Annotated in this window: 19 protein-coding genes; 7 read left to right on the top strand and 12 right to left on the bottom strand. The window is 56.2% G+C overall.

Going from position 1 to position 20,382, the window contains the following annotated elements; all coding sequences use genetic code 11:
* Nucleotides 1-355 precede the first annotated feature (355 nt).
* Both clpX and clpP read right to left on the bottom strand, forming a co-directional pair.
* The gene (gene clpX, locus ATO67_RS18675) at nucleotides 356-1,633 is read right to left on the bottom strand and encodes an ATP-dependent Clp protease ATP-binding subunit ClpX (protein ID WP_067652731.1); all 1,278 of its coding nucleotides are present in this window, start codon (nucleotides 1,631-1,633) and stop codon (nucleotides 356-358) included.
* A gap of 360 nt (nucleotides 1,634-1,993) precedes the next feature.
* Nucleotides 1,994-2,626 (bottom strand): ATP-dependent Clp endopeptidase proteolytic subunit ClpP, encoded by a 633-nt coding sequence (clpP, locus tag ATO67_RS18670; RefSeq protein WP_067652729.1) that lies wholly within the window; start codon nucleotides 2,624-2,626, stop codon nucleotides 1,994-1,996.
* 437 nt (nucleotides 2,627-3,063) lie between these two features.
* Here clpP and ATO67_RS18665 point away from each other — a divergent pair, with 437 nt between their 5' ends.
* The 3 genes from ATO67_RS18665 to ATO67_RS18655 all read left to right on the top strand — a co-directional run bounded on the left by ATO67_RS18665 (nucleotide 3,064) and on the right by ATO67_RS18655 (nucleotide 7,427).
* Entirely contained in the window at nucleotides 3,064-4,311 is a 1,248-nt protein-coding gene (locus ATO67_RS18665) for a GGDEF domain-containing protein (protein ID WP_067652727.1), read from the top strand.
* A gap of 69 nt (nucleotides 4,312-4,380) precedes the next feature.
* A complete protein-coding gene (gene ggt, locus ATO67_RS18660) occupies nucleotides 4,381-6,138 on the top strand; it encodes a gamma-glutamyltransferase (protein WP_067652725.1) in 1,758 nt (585 codons plus the stop codon).
* A gap of 41 nt (nucleotides 6,139-6,179) precedes the next feature.
* Nucleotides 6,180-7,427 carry a cytochrome P450 gene (locus ATO67_RS18655; protein ID WP_067652723.1) on the top strand — a complete coding sequence of 416 codons (1,248 nt, stop codon included), beginning with the start codon at nucleotides 6,180-6,182 and terminating at the stop codon, nucleotides 7,425-7,427.
* A gap of 17 nt (nucleotides 7,428-7,444) precedes the next feature.
* Here ATO67_RS18655 and ATO67_RS18650 read toward each other — a convergent pair whose 3' ends face one another.
* Both ATO67_RS18650 and ATO67_RS18645 read right to left on the bottom strand, forming a co-directional pair.
* Nucleotides 7,445-7,801 carry a cupin domain-containing protein gene (locus ATO67_RS18650; RefSeq protein ID WP_067652721.1) on the bottom strand — a complete coding sequence of 119 codons (357 nt, stop codon included), beginning with the start codon at nucleotides 7,799-7,801 and terminating at the stop codon, nucleotides 7,445-7,447.
* A gap of 45 nt (nucleotides 7,802-7,846) precedes the next feature.
* Nucleotides 7,847-9,106, bottom strand: a complete 1,260-nt coding sequence (locus ATO67_RS18645) for a glycerate kinase type-2 family protein (RefSeq protein ID WP_067652719.1) — start codon at nucleotides 9,104-9,106, stop codon at nucleotides 7,847-7,849.
* 138 nt (nucleotides 9,107-9,244) lie between these two features.
* Between ATO67_RS18645 and ATO67_RS18640 the strand changes: the two genes are divergently transcribed.
* Nucleotides 9,245-9,478, top strand: a complete 234-nt coding sequence (locus ATO67_RS18640; protein WP_067652717.1) for a hypothetical protein — start codon at nucleotides 9,245-9,247, stop codon at nucleotides 9,476-9,478.
* Nucleotides 9,479-9,488: 10 nt separating this feature from the next.
* Here ATO67_RS18640 and ATO67_RS18635 read toward each other — a convergent pair whose 3' ends face one another.
* Nucleotides 9,489-11,216: an ABC transporter ATP-binding protein gene (locus tag ATO67_RS18635; RefSeq protein ID WP_067652834.1), complete on the bottom strand. Its 1,728-nt coding sequence runs from the start codon at nucleotides 11,214-11,216 to the stop codon at nucleotides 9,489-9,491.
* 223 nt (nucleotides 11,217-11,439) lie between these two features.
* Between ATO67_RS18635 and ATO67_RS18630 the strand changes: the two genes are divergently transcribed.
* Nucleotides 11,440-12,633 carry an AI-2E family transporter gene (locus tag ATO67_RS18630; RefSeq protein WP_067652832.1) on the top strand — a complete coding sequence of 398 codons (1,194 nt, stop codon included), beginning with the start codon at nucleotides 11,440-11,442 and terminating at the stop codon, nucleotides 12,631-12,633.
* On the opposite strand, the gene ATO67_RS18625 is transcribed toward ATO67_RS18630, so the two are convergent.
* Nucleotides 12,630-13,085 carry a GNAT family N-acetyltransferase gene (locus tag ATO67_RS18625; RefSeq protein ID WP_067652715.1) on the bottom strand — a complete coding sequence of 152 codons (456 nt, stop codon included), beginning with the start codon at nucleotides 13,083-13,085 and terminating at the stop codon, nucleotides 12,630-12,632. The genes ATO67_RS18630 and ATO67_RS18625 overlap by 4 nt on opposite strands.
* Nucleotides 13,086-13,199: 114 nt before the next feature.
* On the opposite strand from ATO67_RS18625, the gene ATO67_RS18620 reads away from it, so the two are divergent.
* Entirely contained in the window at nucleotides 13,200-13,616 is a 417-nt protein-coding gene (locus ATO67_RS18620) for a hypothetical protein (protein WP_067652713.1), read from the top strand.
* A 3-nt stretch (nucleotides 13,617-13,619) separates the two neighbouring features.
* Here ATO67_RS18620 and ATO67_RS18615 read toward each other — a convergent pair whose 3' ends face one another.
* The 3 genes from ATO67_RS18615 to ATO67_RS18605 form a co-directional block, all read right to left on the bottom strand.
* Nucleotides 13,620-14,810, bottom strand: a complete 1,191-nt coding sequence (locus ATO67_RS18615; RefSeq protein WP_245304030.1) for a DUF2336 domain-containing protein — start codon at nucleotides 14,808-14,810, stop codon at nucleotides 13,620-13,622.
* Nucleotides 14,811-14,902: 92 nt separating this feature from the next.
* Entirely contained in the window at nucleotides 14,903-15,511 is a 609-nt protein-coding gene (locus ATO67_RS18610) for a flavin reductase family protein (RefSeq protein WP_067652711.1), read from the bottom strand.
* On the bottom strand, nucleotides 15,511-16,092 hold the full coding sequence (locus tag ATO67_RS18605) for a nitroreductase family protein (RefSeq protein ID WP_067652709.1): 582 nt from the start codon (nucleotides 16,090-16,092) through the stop codon (nucleotides 15,511-15,513). Before ATO67_RS18605 ends, ATO67_RS18610 begins: the two co-directional genes overlap by 1 nt.
* Nucleotides 16,093-16,201: 109 nt before the next feature.
* Between ATO67_RS18605 and ATO67_RS18600 the strand changes: the two genes are divergently transcribed.
* On the top strand, nucleotides 16,202-17,182 hold the full coding sequence (locus ATO67_RS18600) for a hypothetical protein (protein WP_067652828.1): 981 nt from the start codon (nucleotides 16,202-16,204) through the stop codon (nucleotides 17,180-17,182).
* A 146-nt stretch (nucleotides 17,183-17,328) separates the two neighbouring features.
* On the opposite strand, the gene thrS is transcribed toward ATO67_RS18600, so the two are convergent.
* The 3 genes from thrS to ATO67_RS18585 form a co-directional block, all read right to left on the bottom strand.
* A complete protein-coding gene (gene thrS, locus ATO67_RS18595) occupies nucleotides 17,329-19,341 on the bottom strand; it encodes a threonine--tRNA ligase (protein WP_067652707.1) in 2,013 nt (670 codons plus the stop codon).
* Between the two features lie 122 nt (nucleotides 19,342-19,463).
* Entirely contained in the window at nucleotides 19,464-19,814 is a 351-nt protein-coding gene (gene yidD, locus ATO67_RS18590) for a membrane protein insertion efficiency factor YidD (protein ID WP_067652705.1), read from the bottom strand.
* Between the two features lie 3 nt (nucleotides 19,815-19,817).
* Complete coding sequence (locus ATO67_RS18585; RefSeq protein ID WP_067652826.1) at nucleotides 19,818-20,258, bottom strand: iron-sulfur cluster assembly scaffold protein; 441 nt, start codon at nucleotides 20,256-20,258, stop codon at nucleotides 19,818-19,820.
* Between the last annotated feature and the right edge of the window lie 124 nt (nucleotides 20,259-20,382).

The raw sequence follows: 20,382 nt of genomic DNA, 5'->3' as shown, positions 1-20,382 counted from the left end.
TTTCCGGCATATTCTTTGTCGTGACTGAAAGTGGAGTTCGCCACCGTCATTTTCAAGTCACAAGAGCAGATACCCTTCCGTCCTGGACGGGATAAAACTTCAAATACGCTACACGCAACAATACGCTTTATATTTTCCGTTTTTTCGCCCGCCACACCGAATCGGAAAAAGCAGCAACATTCAAAAAAACGTCATATCGCGCTGCAAATCACTTCTAAAACTTTATCAGGAAAGCGCAATCCGCACCAAACGCAAAATCAGATCACAACGCCATAATGCGACCTTTCCCGTGCATAACACGCAAAAAGGCCCACTTGCGGTGGGCCTTTGCATTTCAACAACGTGCGTGTGAAGCCTATGCCGAAACGTTGGCTTTTTCTTCCTGACGATCCGCATAGATGTACAGCGGACGCGCAGCACCGCTCACCACTTCGTCGGAGATGACCACTTCGCGAACGCCATCCAAAGTTGGCAGTTCGAACATCGTGTCGAGCAGGATTTTTTCCATGATCGAACGCAGTCCGCGTGCACCGGTCTTGCGAGTGATCGCTCTGCGCGCGATTTCACGCAGCGCATCGCCCTGGAATGTCAGTTCGACATCTTCCATTTCGAACAGGCGCTGGTACTGCTTGATCAGAGCATTCTTCGGCTCCGAAAGAATCTGGATCAGCGCATCTTCATCCAAATCTTCGAGCGTTGCCAGAACTGGCAGACGACCGATGAACTCCGGGATGAGGCCGAACTTGACGAGATCTTCCGGCTCCAGCTCACGCAGCACTTCGCCCACACGACGATCGTCTTCCGCCTTCACCGTTGCGCCAAAACCAATGGAGGTCTTTTCGCCGCGGGCAGAAATGATCTTGTCGAGACCGGCGAACGCACCGCCGCAGATGAACAGGATGTTGGTCGTATCCACCTGCAGGAATTCCTGTTGCGGATGCTTGCGGCCACCCTGTGGAGGAACGGATGCAACCGTGCCTTCCATGATCTTCAGAAGCGCCTGCTGAACGCCCTCGCCCGACACGTCACGCGTGATGGACGGGTTGTCCGACTTGCGGGAAATCTTGTCCACTTCGTCGATATAGACGATGCCGCGCTGGGCGCGTTCAACGTTATAATCGGCAGACTGGAGCAGCTTGAGGATGATGTTTTCGACATCCTCGCCCACGTAACCGGCTTCGGTCAGCGTTGTTGCATCGGCCATGGTGAAAGGAACGTCGATGATACGGGCCAGCGTCTGGGCAAGATAGGTCTTGCCGCAGCCAGTTGGTCCAACCAGCATGATGTTCGACTTCGCCAATTCGATTTCGTTGTTCTTCGACGCATGCGCAAGGCGCTTGTAATGGTTGTGAACAGCCACGGACAGGATTTTCTTTGCCTGCTTCTGGCCGATAACATACTCGTCAAGAATCTTGATGATATCCTGCGGGGTAGGAACACCCTCGCGAGACTTCACCATCGAGGTCTTGTTCTCCTCGCGGATGATGTCCATGCACAATTCGACGCATTCATCGCAGATGAACACTGTCGGTCCGGCAATGAGTTTCCGGACTTCGTGCTGGCTCTTGCCGCAGAATGAACAATAGAGTGTATTCTTAGAGTCGCCGCCGTTGCTGCCGCTGACTTTGCTCATATCACTTTCCTTCCAGCACGCCGCTGGTCCGCCAGGCGGATCGCGGTCAACTTACCGTCTGCCAACACGTCCGCTTCCCATAAGCTTTCGTATCGGCTTCGTTCCCGGGGCACTAACCGCATCAGATTCTGAACCTGAAACGGCGGCAACGAATTCCCCTTCAGCCACCAAAGCGACTATCGCTTCGGTTTTATTCGTCATTCGCCCCGTCATCAACCCAAAGCGGATTTTTCGAGGCGACTCAAAGCTACGTCATAAAAATTCAACACAGCCTTAATATCTACTATTAGCGCTTTATTTTGTGGTTTAAACCCCCGATTTTCACTTCGAGGGGTCAAACAACTGTCATAGTCGAAACGCTTAGCTGGCGATTGCGCCTTCCATTTCCTGACGCGACGTCAGGATTTTGTCGACGACGCCCCAGTTCTTTGCCTCGTCCGCGTCCATAAAGTGGTCACGGTCCAGCGTGTTTTCAACTTCGTCAAGAGTACGACCTGTGTGCTTCACGTAGACTTCATTGAGGCGGCGCTTCATCTTGATGATATCGCGCGCATGACGCTCGATGTCCGATGCCTGGCCCTGGAAGCCGCCGGACGGCTGGTGAACCATGATGCGTGCATTTGGCGTGCAGAAACGCATGCCCTTTTCGCCAGCGGCGAGAAGCAGCGAGCCCATGGACGCAGCCTGACCAACGCACAGCGTGGAAACGGCCGGACGGATAAACTGCATCGTGTCATAGATCGCCATGCCGGCGGTTACGACGCCACCTGGTGAGTTGATGTAGAGCGCGATTTCCTTTTTCGGATTTTCCGATTCCAGAAACAGCAGCTGTGCGCAAACCAGCGACGCCATGTGATCTTCTACCGGGCCGGTCAGGAAGATGATGCGTTCCTTCAGAAGGCGTGAGTAAATGTCATAGGACCGTTCGCCGCGATTGGTCTGCTCCACAACCATCGGCACCAGAGCCATGGCGGTATCAACTGGATTTGTCATGTCCGTCCTTTGTCAACTCTTACCCGGACGCATCAGCACCCGGAATCAATTCAATTCGTCTACTCACTACATAGAGTGTGATGACACCGTTCTTCAAGGCTCGACGGCGTATATCCTTAATGACGTCCCGGCAAATTTCCTAGGCCGCCATACTAGGCCGCTCGAAATGACGCCACACGAATTGATACGTTCGCTTCCGTCATCAACGGCGAAACGGGATGTTGGTCAACTAATTCTTAAAATCAGCCAAAATATACACGACGAAACCTTTCGTAAGGTAAAGTAGAAACGACTTCTTAGGGATTGAATGTCGATAATGTTGCCCGACCGATTTGCTTCTCCATGACGCCATAGGTTTTATTCACGCGGAAATCATGAGCGCCGAACGATGAGCGCATGTGTGAACGCATCACGCGGCGACAGACGGGGATACTGCATTGCTAGACGCTAAAACAGGCATGCTTATCTGGTCCATGCAAACATTGACCATCGCCGCCGTTCTGGCGGTTCTGTGGCTGCATAATCCGTCGAAAAAATATCATCTATGCTTCGCTTCCGGTTTCGCGCTCGTGGGCGTCGGAGCCATTCTCGTGTTGCTGCGCGGAGAAATACCCAACGTCCTGTCAATCCAAGTCGGCAATGCCATTGCGCTGTCCGCATTCGGTTTCTGGCTTGCTGGTCTTTTAAAACTCGAAGACCGCAAGATCGACGGCTGGATCGCTATTCCCGCACTCATCTGGATTGCCTTCATGTTCGTCCCGCCGGTTCGAGACAGCATGGAAGCCCGGATCATTCTCTATCACATCTGTGCCGCGGTCGGTTATTTCATGCTAGCCGGCGTTCTGGTGATGTCGAACGAATACATATCGAAAACACGAAAAGTGCTTATCGGCGGACTGATCGTCCAGGCTTTCATGGGGGCGATAACCGCGTCGCTGGTAATTCCCTACAATCTGGCAACCGGACAAGTCGTGCCGCTGACGGCACCTGTTGCGATAGCTGGCTCCTTCGGCTTCATCGTGCTTCTGACGATCAGCGTAAAAATGTTCATGGAAGACACCGAACGCCGCCTGCACCACCTCGCCATGACCGATCATCTAACGGGAACCTTGAACCGTCGCGGAATGGCCAATGCATTCGACATGTTAAAGGCCAAACTCAGCGGCACCTCGCAACATATCGCCGTGATATTGTTCGATATCGACCACTTCAAAATCATCAATGACAAGTACGGCCACCAGTGTGGAGACGATGTACTGGTTCAGTTCTGCGCCCAAACCGGTCAAATCGTTGAAGGGCAAGGTGTGTTGATCCGCATGGGCGGCGAGGAATTCGCATGCCTGATCGAGACGGATGATCCATCGAAGGCTGCAATTCTTGCAGAAGCGATCCGCATCCGTTTCAGCCGTCTCGCACTTTTTTCGGATACAGAACGGTTCTTCGCAACCGTCAGCGCTGGTGTTTTTTGCCAACAAGCCACCGATGCCGATCTTGATGCGATGCTGACGATGTCCGACCGCGCCTTGTATGGTGCCAAGAAAGAAGGCCGCAACCGGACAGTCATCCGTGAGGGGTCTATCAACATCGTGATACCCGCAGACGACCGAGACGAAGACCCCTGCGACAACAATGCCGATCGTCAGGTAGCAGCGCTTACGCGCATTACCCATATCGCCAATCGATAAAACCACGACTTGACCTCGATGTGCTTGCGATCCCATCATGGCATCTGCGCAAGCGTTGGAGGTTTCGTCATGCATGTCAGGTTTTTCACCAGACTTCTGTTATCCGCGACAGTGTTTGCAGGGTCAGTTCAGGCCCAGCAGGCATCAGACACGATAGCCCCGGAAAAGGCGACAGGCACGACCACCGCTGCCCGTGTAGAGACGAAAAACTACATGGTCGCCTCCGCTAACCCGCTGGCTGCCGAGGCTGGCCGGAAGGTGATCGCCGATGGCGGCAATGCCATCGATGCCATGGTTGCGGTGCAGACCGTTCTGGGGCTGGTCGAGCCTCAAAGCTCCGGCCTTGGTGGTGGCAGCTTCCTCGTTTATTACAATGCCGCCGCAAACAAGATCACCACATTCGACGGGCGCGAAACCGCGCCAATGGAAGCAACACCGAAGCTGTTCCTCGATGAAAGCGGCCAGCCGCTGAAGTTTCTGGACGCCGTGATTGGCGGGCGCTCCGTCGGCACGCCAGGAACGGTACGATTGCTTTCCGATGTGCACAAGAAATACGGGAGCAAACCCTGGGCCGATCTCTTCAGCCCTGCTGAAAAGCTTGCGAAAGAAGGCTTTCAAGTCTCACCCCGCCTTGCATACTTGATTGCATCGGACGGAGACAGGCTGAAGAAATATGAAGGAGCGCGTGGGTATTTCTACGATGCTGACGGCGCACCGCTGAAGGCTGGCGCAGTTCTCAAGAACCCCGCTTATGCGCAAACGCTGAACACGATTGCGACGAAGGGCGCGGATGCGTTTTATACCGGGCCGATTGCCGAGGCGATTGTCAAAACCGTTCGAGAAGCAAGTAGAAATCCCGGCGTCCTGTCTCTCGCCGATCTGGCCAACTATCGCACGAAAGAACGCGAACCGGTCTGCGCCAAATACCGCGCACTCGATATTTGCGGCATGGGACCGCCCTCCTCCGGTGCTGTCGCCGTGGGTCAGATACTCGGCGTTGTCGAAAACTTCGACATCAAGGCACTGGGGCCTGACAATGTAGAGAGCTGGCGCCTGATCGGTGATGCGCAACGTCTGGCCTTTGCGGACCGCGAACGCTATCTGGCAGACCCGGATTTCATGCCCCTGCCAATAAAGGGTCTGCTGACGAAGGAGTATCTCGCCACCCGCGCATACCTGTTGGATGGAGACAAGGCGTTACCCGCAGATGCCGTCAAGGCGGGCGAGCCGACATGGGATCACGCCCTGATGTTCGGTCGTGGCCCGGCGCTGGAAATGCCATCCACCAGCCATTTCGTCATCGTGGACAAGCAAGGCAATGTCCTCTCCATGACGACCACCATCGAAGGCGGCTTCGGTTCGCGCCTGATGACCAACGGCTTTTTGCTGAACAACGAGCTGACCGATTTCTCCTTCAAGACCCATGACGGCGGGCTGCCGGTGGCCAACCGCGTGGAACCCGGCAAGCGTCCACGCTCATCCATGGCCCCGACAATCGTGATGAAGGATGGAAAGCCGCTGATGGCTATCGGCTCTCCCGGTGGCAGCCAGATCATCGGCTATGTCGCACAGGCGCTGATTGCCTATATCGACTGGGGCATGCCGGTCGAAAAAATCGTGGCGCAACCGCACCTCATCAACCGTTTCGGCACCTACGACATCGAAGCCGGGACGGATGCGGAAAAGTTCGCAGAGCCGCTGAAAGCAATGGGTTACGAGGTGAAGCCGGGCGAGATGAACTCCGGTCTGCACGCCATCGAAATCACCGCCAACGGCCTCGTCGGCAGTGCCGATCCGCGCCGCGAAGGTGTCGCCGTCGGCGAATAGAATCGCTTCCGTGAAGGGTAGGTTTGCGCTAGAGATCGGGCATGAAAAACGTGCCTGATTTCCTTTATATCGATGCCGATAAACGCTCAGTTTCGCTCGACGCCCGCAATCCCGCTTTCTACAGCGACCCCAACGCCGTCTACGCGGCGTTGCATGCGCACTGTCCCACCTTTTTCTGGGAAGAGCAGAAGCAATGGTTCTTTACCGGCTATGACCATGTGAATGCGCTGCTGCGTGATCGCCGCTTCGGTCGACAGATTCTTCATGTCGCGACCCGCGAGGAGCTAGGCCTGCCGCAGCCTTTGGAACACGTCCGTCATTTTGATGCGGCCGAGCGACATTCGCTGCTGGAGATAGAGCCGCCGGAACACACGCGGCTGCGGACGCTGGTAAACCGCGCCTTCGTCTCTCGCCATGTCGAGAAAATGAAACCGGAAATCGAAACACTGGCAAATGGACTAATCGACCGTTTCGAAAAAGACGACAAGACGGAGTTGCTGTCATCATTTGCCGATATCATTCCGGTGACGATGATTGCGCGGATGATCGGCATTCCCGACGAAATGGGCCCGCAACTGCTGAAATGGTCACATGCCTATGTCGGCATGTATATGTTTAAGCGCACCCGCGACGATGAACTGGCAGCCGACATCGCCGCGAAGGAATTTGCGGATTACGTCCGCAGCGTGATTGTAGAGCGGCGCGCGGAGCCGAAAGATGACCTGCTCAGCCACATGATCCACACGGAGCATAAAGGCCAGTACCTCACCAACGACGAATTGATTTCGACCACCATCGTTCTGCTCAATGCCGGGCACGAGGCCACGGTTCACCAGATCGGCAATTCCGTCCGCGTCATCCTCGAAAGCGGGACTGACCCTGCCCCGCTGTTTCAGGACGAAAAATCGACCGAGCGCACGGTGGAAGAAACGCTTCGCATCGGTGCGCCGGTTCACATCTTTCAACGCTGGGCGCTGGAGCCGGTTGAGATTGATGGCATCGAATTCAAACGCGGCGACAAAGTCAGCCTCATCCTCGCCGCCGCCAATCTCGATCCGCAAAAATTCACCAATCCACTCACCTTCAAACCGGATCGCGCGGAAGCCCCAAACCTGTCCTTCGGCGCCGGCATCCACTTCTGCATCGGCGCACCACTGGCAAGGCTTGAACTCAACATCGTGCTGCCGCTGCTATTCAAACGCCTGCCCGGCCTACGCATAGCGCAACAGCCAAAGGTGAAGGATGTCTATCATTTCCACGGGTTGGAGCGGCTGGATTTGGTCTGGTGAAGCGCATCTTGCGCTGACTACAGCCTCACCACATAATCCTTGCGCGTCATCTCCACAACTTCCCAAGTGCCTTTAAAACCGGGGCGAATGATGTGGCGGTCTCCAGCCTTGAGATGGATGGGGTTGCTACCGTCTTCAGTCAGGATCGAGTGGCCTTCGAGGATGTTGAAGTATTCCCATTCGTCATATTCGACGCGCCATTTGCCGGGAGTGGACTGCCAGATTCCTGCGTAGATGCCGCCGGTAGCTTCCTCGATGTTCCATGTGGTGAATTCCGGATTGCCTGAAATCAGCCGGTCGGGTGCTGGTGCACCGTCTTCCGGCTGTACCGCGGCGAGGTCTCCGTCTGGCTTGAAGTTGAGAATGTTCGTCATGAGCGACTTTCCTGATGTGATATGTTCGTCGCGCTGTCTACCGGATCACTCCAGGAGAAACGCCCTGAAATCATTGACATTCGTTCCTGTCGGGCCGGGTACGAAGAGGTCGCCTGCAAGATCGAACGCCGACCATGCGTCGTGGCCTGCCAGAAATGCGCGGGCATCGCCGCCTGCGGCGCGAATGCGGGTGATGCTGTCACCATCGCAGAACGCGCCTGCGTTATTTTCCGAACCGTCGATGCCATCCGTATCTGCCGCAAGCGCAGTGACGCCAGCGATTCCCTGTAGATCGAGCGCAGCAGACAGCAAAAATTCGGCGTTACGCCCACCTTTGCCATAACGACTGTTGCCGATCGTCACTGTGGTTTCTCCGCCGGAAAGCAGCAATAGCGGCTTGTCGAACATGCCATTCCCGACAAATTCCCGCGCGAGCGCCGCATGCATGCGACCGATATCCTTCGCTTCACCCTCAATGGTGTCGGACAGGATGAGAGGGTGAATGCCCCGCTGCCGAGCAAGTTCTGCCGCGGCGTTCAGCGACACCCGTGACGACGCGATGACGTGCACCTCGTTTCCGGTGAAAGCAACGTCTGCCGGGTTCGGCGCCGCCGCCTGCCGGATGCTGTCGACGATCTTTTCCGGCAAATCCATTCGGTAAGCGAGGATAGTGTGCAAAGCTTCCTCAGCATCGCTTCCATCCGGCACAGTCGGGCCAGATGCAACGAATGCGGGGTTGTCGCCGGGGACATCTGATACCACCAGCGTGACGACACGGGCGGGATGCGCGAGTGCCGCGAGTCTGCCGCCCTTGATGCGGGAAAAATGCTTGCGCACCACATTCATCGCGGAAATAGGCGCACCGGATGCCAGTAACGCTTCATTGAGCGCGATCTCGTCGGCCAGCATGAAACCATCCGGCGGTGCGGGCAAGAGTGCCGAACCGCCACCGGAGATCAGCGCTATCACCAGATCATCCGAGGTCAGCCCTTGAACATGCTGCATCAGCGCCTGCGCCGCGTTGAGCCCGGCCTCGTCGGGTACGGGATGGGCAGATTGCAACACTTTGGTGCGGTGGCAGTCTGCGACCGGGCCGTGCCGCGCCACGACGAGACCGTCGAACGGGTACTGCCATGCGCGTTCGAATGCTTGCGCCATCTGGCTAGCCGCCTTGCCCGCGCCGATGACGATGGTGCGCCCTTTCGGTCGCTCTGGCAGGTGTCTCAGGATAGCCTCATAGGGATCAGCCGCCTTGACTGCCGCGAAAAACAGCTCCTCCAGCAAAGCGCGTGGATTGGCAATCACCTTAGTCCTCCATCATGCAATCGTCTCGGCACTTCTTTGCCACCATGACCCGCGACATCCAGCGGGGCAAGGCCACCCAAATGAACTTCTGTACTGGCTATGCGTTGCCCTAGACAAGATTGGAAAACGGGGGATGCCATGTCCAATACCGAAAATCTCGGGCCGGAATATCACAATGATAAAAACAAGGATCGATTGAAGGGCAAAAGGGTCGTGTGGTCGCGCCGCAAATCCAGCCCTTGGACGTTCACAATGCTGATCATCGTCGTCCTGATCATCGCCGCCGGTGCCGTTGCAGTAACGTATCTGGTTACCTCACATCCTGGCAAGCCGCAGGAAAACCCGACGATAGACACGCCAGTGCAGCAATAATCAGATCAAATCAATCCGACAATTGCGCACCAAACTGGGCTTCATACAGCCGACTGTAAGGTCCCTTTTTGGCTAACAGCGCCTGATGATCGCCCGTTTCAACGATACCGCTCACATCAACCACGACGATACGAGACGCATCGCGGATAGTCGCCAGTCTGTGTGCGATGACAAGCGTCGTGCGACCTTTGGCCAATTCCGCGAGCGACTGCTGGATAGCTCTTTCCGTTTCGGTATCAAGCGCAGAGGTTGCCTCATCGAGAATGAGAATCGGTGGATTTTTCAGGAACATGCGGGCAATGGCCATGCGCTGCTTCTGACCGCCTGAAAGCTTCACGCCCCGCTCGCCAATGACTGTGTCCATGCCTTCAGGCATGTCTTTGATCACCGCGTCCAGTCTGGCGCGACGGGCAGCCTCCCATATGTCCGCCTCATCAGCACCGAGACGGCCATATTCGATATTTTCACGAATGGTGCCGCCAAACAGAAAAACGTCCTGCTGGACGATGCCGATCTGGCTGCGCAGCGATGCCAATGTCATCTGCCTGATATCGATACCATCGATACTGATCGCGCCGCCCGTCACCTCGTAAAAACGCGGCAGCAGCGAGCAGAGCGTTGTTTTCCCCGCACCGGATGGACCAACAAAAGCGACCGTTTCACCCGCCTTGATGGTGAGGTCGATATTGCGGAGAACCTGCTTTCCGTCGCTATAGCCGAAACTGACCGACTGGTAGGCGATTTCGCCGCGCAGGGCCGGTGCCTCGACAGCATCGGGGGCATCGGCGATATCAGGATCGGTATCGATCAGTTCGGTAAAGCGCCGAAAACCGGCAATGCCCTTGGGGTAGGTTTCGATGACCGAATTGATCTTCTCCACTGGGCGGAAAAAGACGTTGACCAGCAAGAGGAAGCCAATAAACCCGCCACTTGTCAGGTCACCTTTCAGCACGAACCATGCGCCGCAGATCATGATGATCATCTGCGTAAGACGCATACTCATGTAACTCAACGATGTGCTGGCAGCCATGATCTTGTAGGCGGCGAGCTTCGTCTGGCGATAATTTTGGTTGTCCTTATCAAACAACGTTCGCTCGTGGTCTTCATTTGCAAACGCCTGCACAACGCGCATACCGCCGACATTCTCCTCGATACGGGCGTTGAATGCGCCCACACGTCCGTAGAGCGCGCGAAAATTATTGGTCATCCGTCCGCCATAACGGCTGGTCACCCACGCGGTGACAGGCACGACGGCGGCTGTGATCAGCGCCAGTGGCACATTCACCGATAGCATCAGCAAAAACGCGCCGATGAAGGTCATCACGGCAATGAACAGGTCTTCGGGTCCATGGTGTGCCACTTCGCCTATTTCTTCGAGATCCTTGGTGAGACGTCCTACCAGATGGCCCGTTTTCTGATTATCGAAGAACCGAAAGGAAAGCTTTTGCAGATGGTCGAACGCATGCCTGCGCATATCCGTTTCGATATTAATGCCCAGCATATGTCCCCAATAGGTGACCGTCGCCATCAGTCCCGTGTTCAGGACGTAAATCACCAAAAGGCCAATGGATGCCGCCATGATGAGCGGCCAGTCGCCCGCCGGCATCAGCACATCCACGAACACCTTCACCGCCATGGGAAAACCGAGTTCCAGAAGGCCTGACAACACCGCGCAGGAGAAATCAAGAATGAACAGTCCCCTGTAGGGACGATAGTAGGAGAAGAAACGGCGAAGCATGTTTTTGTCCATAACGGCGTGAAGCCGCCGTAAATTTGCAAATCAGCCTCCAAGTCTCATATTTGTTTTGAGAGGCCAAGGCACATTGCGTTATTTTTAGGAAAATATCCCGATAACACCAGCGAACACTATAAAAACGAAATGGTGATGTAATATGTTGCAAACTGTCCACTAAATGATGACAGACTACAATCCGTCCAGGGAATGCGAAAGAGACGCTGTTTTGACGAAAATCGACAATCATAGAAAAGGCACAGAGCCGAGATGGCTCGGGCCGGCCTCCCATTCCCGCACCGCGCTCGTGCCTTCGATTTCCGCAGCGCGCTGGCTTCTGTTTCTCATTGTCGCCGCAGGTATCTATTTTTTCTACGGCTTTCTGGTGCCGGTTCTGGCTGCACTCGTTATCGGTTTCGCCAGCTGGCCAATCTATCGTGAACTTCTAAGGCGCGTCGGCGGCAACACGACCGTTGGCGCCACCATCGCGCTGCTTCTCATCATCGCATTCCTGATCGTACCCATCTTCATCGCCGCCTCCTACACCGCAAGCGAAGTTCGGGAGTGGTTCGGCTGGGCCGTAGAGGTCAACAAAACCGGCGCTCCCGTGCCAGCCTGGATTGCCGCCCTACCCGGCGTAGGAGCGTGGATGAGCGAACAATGGGTCCGCTATATCGGCACCCCTGGGGCAATCGGTGAAGTCATACAGCTCGTCAGCGGCGCCAATATCGGCAACATCTACCGCGCCATCGTGGCGGCCGGAAACGGCGCCTTTCATCTTATTCTGACCCTTCTCTTCATGCTGATCGCGCTGTTTTTCGTGTATCGCAATGGTGTCAGCTTCGCGCGCCAGATCGATCTGGTCGGAGAACGCATTCTGCCAACCCGCTGGGAACGCATTTCCCGCGTCGTTCCGGCAACGATCAGCTCCACGGTCACAGGCATGACGCTGATTGCCATCGGGGAAGGCATCATTCTGGGCATCGCCTACTGGATCGCCGGCGTCCCCTCACCCGTCACGCTGGGTGTATTGACCGGGGTTATGGCACTCATTCCCGGCGGTGCGCCGCTATCCTTCACACTTGTCTCGGTCTATCTCATGGCCAGCGGTTCCCTTACCGCAGGCATTGCTCTCTTGGCGTGGGGCTCGATAGAGCTTTTCATCGTGGACAAGACCATCCGACCGCGCCTCGTGGGCGGGCCCATCAAGCTGCCGTTCCTGCCCACGTTCTTCGGACTGGTCGGCGGCGTGAAAACCATGGGCTTCCTCGGCCTGTTCATTGGGCCGGTTCTCATGGCGCTGCTGGTTGCGGTGTGGCGGGAATGGGTGCGCGAAGTTGAGATCTCCGCGATTGAAGCCGAAATGATCGAAACCTCGGTGGCGATCGATGAACCTCCACCGTTAAGAAAAACTGCGACCTAGAGCTTCAACTCCATGAACATGCTGAGCGGATCTGGCTTGTAAGGCGGGAATGGTTCGATATCCTCAAATCCAGCCTTATGATAAAGGCCGATTGCTTCCGGTTGACTGATGCCTGTCTCGAGACGAATGGCTTTGACGCCGCGTTGCCGCCCGAGTTCAACCAGCGCCTCCAGCATCAGCTTGCCGATTTTCAAGCCACGCGCCTGCGGATCTACGAACATACGTTTGATTTCCGCCGTCCCGTCACCCGCCTCGACAAGTGCGCAGCAACCAACGATCTCACCATCATTTCTCGCCGCGAAAAACGAGACATTCGGCTGTTCAAGCGTGTGGATATCAACCAGATGATTGCTCTCCGCAGGATAGAGCGACGCAGCGTAAGCATCTGACATTTCCAGCAGCCGACCGATCTCCGGTTGGCGCGGTGTTTCAAGCGTAATGGTGACTGACATGCTGTTCCCGTTTATTTTTGCGAATGCGAAACGCAAGGTCGCAATAAGACTGTAATTCCGCTAGATCATTGCCGTTTGTAAGACATCTCTCCGGCCAGAGGCAACAGAGCGACAATGAGAACAGCGCTTGTTTTAATGACCATTCTCGGCTGCGACGATAGCGCGACCGATTGCCAGCATATAGCCACGCTACAGCAGCGCTGGACCAGCATCGAGCTGTGCGATGCCGAATCGGAAAAACAGCTTGGGAATTTTGCCAACGCATCCTATCCGGTCGTCGTCGCGGTATGCCAGACGCCGGAGACACCGAAGGACGGGACGGCAACTGCCAAGGCTGATACGACTACGCCTGATACGTCAGACGTTGCGCCCGCACTCGCACCCCAGGAAGAGCAAAGCCTGACGCAGCGTGCCATCGGTCGCGTTCGCAAAATCCTGCCTTCCACGGAAGGCGTCAAGGAAGTGCTGGGCAAGCCCGTGCGCATGGTGGAAGACAGCTACTCGTGGATTGCCCGGCGTTTTACCAAGTAAGGCTCAAGCCGCTTCCGCCACCAGATCATTGGCAAGAGAACGGGCGCGCTGTCGCTGCTGGGTGATCTGCAGCTTCTCGACCATATGCAGAAGCTCACGCATTGTCGCATCGCCATCGACATGTGCAAACTTGGCCAGCAATCCTGACGACAGTTCTGCAACGGGGTTGGCATAGGGGCCATCGGAAGCATTGCGCCACAATTGCGTCGCCTCCATGAATATATCGAGTACTGCGCCGAATAGACCTGTGGATTGAAACAGTGCCTTCAGTGCGTGGTGTCGCCCGGTCGCAAGAATGGAGCGGACCTGCTGCTCTCCTAGCCCTGACAGATTGGAGATGGCCTGCGCAAAGAAATCCAGCTTGCCGGAGCAAAGCGTGTTCATCAAGAACGCTGGCGTCAGATCGCCGCCAACCCGCAAATGCTCAACAAGCACAGGCATGGATTCGCCTGTGACGTCACCGGCAATCAGCACCGTTGCGGTCTCGGACGCGTCACGAATTATGTCCCGCGCACGGTGGGGTGTCATGGCATAGCAGACCAGATTTGATGCCGCCAATGCCGCACCAACATGCCCGACGATGGCGTATCGGACGTCCGCAGGCAAATCGTCGCGTTGGAGCAGCAGATCTCTGATCTCTGCGTCCTGCGCATGGCGATCGGCTATACGGCGTAATGTGAATGGCGTGATGTAGGCGCTGCGATTTTCAAGCAGAACCGAAATTTCGAGAATTTCACCGATCTCGGCAAGGGCAGCGCAGGCGCCAGTCTCAAGAAACGGCCGCGCTGCAATCATTGCCCGCGTAATAGGTGTGCCATTGCCGATGAGATCCACCAGATCAGTGTCCCGCAACACCGGCGAGTTGATGATGACGAGGCAGGCAATTTCGGGCTGGTCCTGCGCCAGAGAAAAGATGATATGTCGTGGCGCGTCTTCTGAATAGGCAAGGGAACCGGCAAGAGCGAGCCGCACCTTCGGCGAGGGATCATCCAGCAGATAGGTCATCGCGTCATACGCGCTGTCGTGACGATCCTGAGGCAAGGAAGATTGCAGGTAGGCTTTGGCAAGCGTAGCGGCCGCCTTCGACCTGTCGGTCGACCCGGCTTTTTCAGACCAACGAAAAAATGCTTTTACGATCACCCTGCGCCCCACAACAGACAATGCCGGCGGTTTCAGCGGGACCGATTCGCGCACGAATCTCGACCCTGCCAACCGAAGCCGACACTAGGAGCAAAAGGTTTACGTTTGGTTCACCATACAAATTAACCTGATGGACATAAGCGAGATCAACGTGTTCCCGGTCGCACGAGTTGGAAAACGTCGGCGCCGCCATCGCAATAATCCATATAGCCCATGCGGGCCACCGGGCGTGCGCGACCCATGTCTATCCGGCCATTGTCGATCACGGTTTCATCGATATGGATGCCCACGACCTGTCCGAAAACGACCCACGTGTTGGCCTCGGTGCCTTCGACATCGACCGGACGAAGGATTTGCGTCACCCTGCACTCCAGCGCGGCAAAGGCTTCGGCAACATATGGCGCATCAACCACCTTACCCGGCTTTGGCGTGAGCCCGGCGATCTCGAATTCATTCACTCCGTAGTCCACGGCAGCAGACGATGCGTTCATCTGATCTACGAGGTGGCGGCTGACGAGATTCGCGGTAAAGACACCGCTTTCCTCGACATTACGCACGCTGTGCTTATGGCCGCTGGAGGAGAACATGATCAACTTCGGCGTATCTGATACCGCGTTGAAGAACGAATATGGCGCTAGGTTGAGAGAGCCATCACGGCCCTTCGATCCGATCCAGCCAATGGGGCGCGGCGAAACGATGGCCTTGAACGGGTCGTGAGACAGGCCGTGACGATTTGTATCGGTGGTGTAGAACATCAGTCACCACCCACCCATGTTACGACATCGGCAAGTTCGGGACGCGGACGCTCGATGGGCGGGAATGTCGTGGAACCGATGTGGATAAAGCCGGCAATCTTTTCACCAGACTTTACGCCAAGTTCCGGCCAGATGTCTTCATCGAAAGATACCCACTCCGACAGCCAGTTGGCCGCATATCCATGGGCATTGGCAGCCATCAACATATTGAGGCAGACAGCGCCCGCTGACATGATCTGCTCCCACTCGGGAATTTTGGCATGAGGTGCTGCTGTGCTGACCACTGCAATGACAACTGGCGCGCGGGTAAAGCGTGTGCGCTCCACCTCCTGCTGGTCCGCACCAAGGTCTGGTGTTTTCTGAAGCGACAGCTTCAAAGCCACCTCCCCCAACCGCTTGCGCTCATCGCCGCGGTAAACGATGAAGCGCCACGGTGAGAGCTTTCCATGGTCTGGCACACGCACGGTCAGGCGCAGGATATCTTCAAGTTCTGCCCGGTCCGGCCCCGGTTCTGCCAGTTGCAACGCCGGGGTGGAACGGCGAACCTTCAGGTAGTCTAGGAGGGTAATATTATCTTTCATCTCAGAACCGTTCCATTCTCGTACATATGAAATTATGGGCCTTGAAATCGCCACCGCGTTGGGCTTGAAGTGGTGCCAGAAAAACAAGAAGTCAATCCGGTTGAGTAAAATGACGTCCATCAAAATTGCGGCAGGCCTTTTCGCGGCGCTCGTATCGGCCGTGCTTCCGCATGACGTCGCGTTTGCGCAAGATGCCTTCAAGGATTTCAAACAACTGGGTGGCACCCCGAAGATGCCGAAGCTGAATGCCTTCACCGCACCTTCCGCACCTGACACCGAGAAAACAACATCGCGCGATATCGTCATGGAAGCAAAGCTGACCAATGACGGTCAGCCTATGATGGAGGGACTTGCCTGGCGCGTGTTCAGCCCAATGCCCGGCCCGGATGGAAAGCTGCCGTTGCTGGCAAGCTCCGATGGCGGCTCGGCCGAGTTCCACCTGTCTCCCGGCGACTATTTCGTCAACGTGTCCTTCGGTCGCGCAGGCGTGACCAAGAAGCTCAACATTCCCGTCAGCGGCAAGATCGAAAAGCAGGTGCTGATCCTTGATGCTGGCGGCTTCGTCCTGAATGCCGTGGCCGGAACCGACAAGCGTATTTCCCCCAACCAGCTCAAATTTTCGGTCTATTCCTCAGATACCCAGGAAGACGGCGAGCGCCGCCTGGTGATGTCAGATGTCAAGCCCAACACGGTCATTCGTCTTAATGCGGGGACTTACCATGTCGTATCCGAATATGGCGGCATCAACGCCGTCGTGCGCGCTGATATTCAGGTTGAAGCGGGCAAACTGACGGAAGCAACGCTCCAGCACCATGCCGCACAGGTAACGCTTAAACTCGTATCCGAACACGGCGGCGAAGCCATTGCTGACACAGCATGGTCGGTTTTGACCGGCTCCGGCGACATCGTCAACGAAAGCGTCAGCGCCTTCTCCACCATGGTGCTTGCCGACGGCGAATACACCGCCATCGCTCGCAACAAAGACAAGGTCTACCAACGCACGTTCAAAGTGGCCGCCGGTAGCGATTCAGACGTGGAAGTGCTGATGAAGGACCAGGCCCCGGAAGAGACGACAGGCGATTTTGAGTAAGCTTTAGGCGGTCTCAGTCTCCGCCCTCCACCGCCGTCATCCTCGGTCTTGTACCGAGGATCTAACCACATAACCCCAAATTTAACGGCGGCAGATCCTCGGGACAAGCCCGAGGATGACGACGGAGAGTGGGTATTTGGCTCAGCTTACGCGGCTTTCGCCTTAGCAGCTTTCGCCGTACGCTTGCGCTTCACGTCCGGTGGTGTCGCTTCATCCACGAGGTTCGCAATCGCTTCGTCCAGCGCGTAGGATGTCTGGGCCTGCGAGCCCAAGCGGCGGATGTTGACGGTGCGTTCTTCGGCTTCCTTTTTGCCGCAGACGATGATGACAGGGACCTTTGTGACCGAGTGTTCGCGGACCTTGTAGTTGATCTTCTCGTTGCGGAAATCGGTTTCGACGGACAGCCCGGCATCTCGAAGGGCTTCCGCGACTTCACGACCGTAATCGTCAGCATCGGAGGTGATCGTGGCGACGACGACCTGCTGCGGTGCAAACCACAGCGGCATGTGACCGGCGAAGTTCTCGATGAGAATACCGAGGAAACGCTCCATCGAGCCGCAGATGGCGCGGTGGATCATCACTGGCTGGCGCTTTTCAGAGGCTTGGTCGATATAGAAGGCACCGAAGCGTTCCGGCAGGTTGAAGTCCACCTGCGTGGTGCCGCACTGCCATTCGCGACCGATGGCGTCTTTCAGCGTGTACTCGAACTTAGGACCGTAGAACGCGCCCTCGCCCGGCAGAATGTCGGTCTTGATGCGGCCTTCGGACTTTTCTTCGATAGATTTCAGAACGTCGGTCATGACGCTTTCGGCGCGATCCCAGACCTCGTCGGAACCGACGCGCTTTTCAGGGCGCGTGGACAGCTTGACGACGATTTCCTCGAAGCCGAAGTCCTTGTAGACCGACAGAATAAGATCGTTGATGCGCAGGCACTCCGCCGCCATCTGCTCTTCCGTGCAGAAGACGTGCGCGTCGTCCTGCGTGAAGCCGCGAACGCGCATCAGACCGTGCAGCGCGCCGGAGGCTTCATAGCGATGGACGTTGCCGAATTCTGCAAGGCGGACAGGTAGTTCGCGGTAAGACTTCAACCCATGCTTGAAGATTTGAACGTGGCCGGGGCAGTTCATCGGCTTCAAAGCGAAGACGCGGTTATCCGCTTCCTCGTCCTTCGGATGGGTGAAGGCGTAGGCCGATTTCACGGCGAACATATTTTCCTGGTACCAACCCCAGTGACCCGATGTTTCCCAAAGGGACGCATCCAGCACCTGCGGCGCGTTGACTTCCTGATAGGTGCCTTCGAGGTTGCGGCGCATATAGCTCGTCAAAGTCTGGAACATGCGCCAGCCCTTGCCGTGCCAGAAAACCACGCCTGGGCCTTCTTCCTGGAAATGGAACAGGTCCATTTCGCGACCCAGCTTACGGTGATCGCGCTTTTCAGCTTCGGCCAAAATGTGGAGGTACTGATCCAGCTCTTCCTGCGTGGCCCATGCGGTGCCGTAGATGCGTGTCAGCATCGGGTTGTTGCTATCGCCGCGCCAATAGGCACCGGCAACCTTCATCAACTTGAAAGCCGTGCCGATCTGTCCCGTATTGGCCATGTGCGGGCCACGGCAAAGGTCGAACCAGTCGCCCTGATAGTAAATTTTCAGGTCCTGACCTTCGGGAATGGCATCGATCAACTCGATCTTGTAGTTCTCGCCCTTGGCGGAAAAGACTTCCTTGGCCTTTTCACGAGACCAGATTTCGCGTGTAAACGGCTTGGAGCGACCGATGATTTCCTTCATCTTCTTTTCGATCTTCGGCAGATCTTCCGGCGTGAAGGGCTCGTTCTTGGCGAAGTCGTAGTAGAAGCCGTTTTCGATGACGGGGCCGATCGTCACCTGCGTGCCGGGCCACAGTTCCTGCACGGCCTCTGCCATCACATGGGCTGCGTCGTGGCGGATCAGTTCAAGCGCTCTGCTGTCATCACGGGTGACGATCTCGATCTTGCCATCGACTATGCTGTCGGAAAGGTCGCGCACAGTGCCATCCAGCGCAATCGCGACGGCCTTCTTTGCAAGCGACTTGGAAATGGATTCGGCAACATCGCGTCCCGTCGTGCCGACCGGGTACTGGCGAACGGAGCCATCGGGAAATGTAAGGGAAACGGCTTCAGACATTATAATTCTCCTGTCCAGTCCCGCCAACGAATGCGGGTGGTTTCATGTGCAGCGACAAGCCGTTCATGACCTGTCGAGGCGGCTTTTTAAACGTGTTCGTTTGATGGGTAAAGACGCTTCGCTCAACTTGGCGATGAACGGCGGAAATACCGCCAGGGCAAATACCACTTCTGCCGGGAAGCCAGACTCTCCACCACCGGATCAAGCCCGCTGGTACCGCCCGGGCCGCAGCGCGCAACGCGAAACAGTGTCATCCAGCCACCTGCCCAAAAGCCATGGCGGGCAAAGGCCTCATAACCATATTCGGAGCAGGTTGGGATGTGGCGGCAGGAATTACCGATGAAGCCGGAAAACACAAGCTGGTAAAAGCGGATGAAGCCCATTCCAAGCAGACGACCCGGCGTTTTCCTGAAAGGCCCGGACCAATTGCGGGAGTGCCTGCGCGTGTTCCCGCAGTCTGATTTTTCGCACACGTCTCAGGCCGACACGCGCTGACCTGCCTCGATCTGGTCGAGACAGTCGCAGATCGCGTCAAAGGTCAGCATCGTGGAAGCGTGACGGGCTTTGTAATCCTTAACGGGCCTCAAGATGCGCATATCCTCGAAACGTCCAACCGGGCCTTCGCCGCCTGACGTCAGCATCGACAACATATCCGTGCGCGCCTGCTGGATTTCGGCACTGCTGGCGCCAATGACGTGACTGGCCATGATGGATGATGAAGCCTGCCCCAAGGCGCAAGCCCGCACTTCATGGGAAAAATTCGTCACCACGCCATCTGTCAGCTTGATGTAAACCTTGACCTTCGAGCCGCACAGTTTCGAGTGCTTCTGCGCACTGGCATCAGCATCCGGCATATCCCCCGTCAGCGGAATATTGCCCGCGAATTCCAGGATGCGATTGTTGTAAATATCGTCCATCTGATCGCCCATCCGCGCAGGATTGATTTTTCAAACACTGCGTCACCTCTTGTAAGGCTGTTCTGCGCGGTGTCATCATTATATGTTATGGGACACCGACGTCATCAAGGTGCGGTGATATTAA

The organism is Agrobacterium bohemicum (genome assembly GCF_001562555.1).
GTDB lineage: Bacteria > Pseudomonadota > Alphaproteobacteria > Rhizobiales > Rhizobiaceae > Agrobacterium > Agrobacterium bohemicum.
The sequence above is the reverse complement of the archived record's forward strand: the minus strand, read 5'-3'. Positions and strand labels throughout refer to the sequence as shown.

Bases quoted from the DNA above. Each gene is read 5' to 3' on its own strand.
- ATO67_RS18650 (WP_067652721.1), bottom strand. From the start codon at position 7,801: ATGACGAACATTCTCAACTTCAAGCCAGACGGAGACCTCGCCGCGGTA.
- ATO67_RS18655 (WP_067652723.1), top strand. From the start codon at position 6,180: ATGAAAAACGTGCCTGATTTCCTTTATATCGATGCCGATAAACGCTCA.
- ATO67_RS18600 (WP_067652828.1), top strand. From the start codon at position 16,202: ATGACGTCCATCAAAATTGCGGCAGGCCTTTTCGCGGCGCTCGTATCG.
- ATO67_RS18620 (WP_067652713.1), top strand. From the start codon at position 13,200: ATGAGAACAGCGCTTGTTTTAATGACCATTCTCGGCTGCGACGATAGC.
- ATO67_RS18635 (WP_067652834.1), bottom strand. From the start codon at position 11,216: ATGCTTCGCCGTTTCTTCTCCTACTATCGTCCCTACAGGGGACTGTTC.
- ATO67_RS18640 (WP_067652717.1), top strand. From the start codon at position 9,245: ATGTCCAATACCGAAAATCTCGGGCCGGAATATCACAATGATAAAAAC.
- clpP (WP_067652729.1), bottom strand. From the start codon at position 2,626: ATGACAAATCCAGTTGATACCGCCATGGCTCTGGTGCCGATGGTTGTG.
- ATO67_RS18605 (WP_067652709.1), bottom strand. From the start codon at position 16,092: ATGAAAGATAATATTACCCTCCTAGACTACCTGAAGGTTCGCCGTTCC.
- clpX (WP_067652731.1), bottom strand. From the start codon at position 1,633: ATGAGCAAAGTCAGCGGCAGCAACGGCGGCGACTCTAAGAATACACTC.
- ATO67_RS18610 (WP_067652711.1), bottom strand. From the start codon at position 15,511: ATGTTCTACACCACCGATACAAATCGTCACGGCCTGTCTCACGACCCG.
- thrS (WP_067652707.1), bottom strand. From the start codon at position 19,341: ATGTCTGAAGCCGTTTCCCTTACATTTCCCGATGGCTCCGTTCGCCAG.
- ATO67_RS18625 (WP_067652715.1), bottom strand. From the start codon at position 13,085: ATGTCAGTCACCATTACGCTTGAAACACCGCGCCAACCGGAGATCGGT.
- ATO67_RS18585 (WP_067652826.1), bottom strand. From the start codon at position 20,258: ATGGACGATATTTACAACAATCGCATCCTGGAATTCGCGGGCAATATT.
- ggt (WP_067652725.1), top strand. From the start codon at position 4,381: ATGCATGTCAGGTTTTTCACCAGACTTCTGTTATCCGCGACAGTGTTT.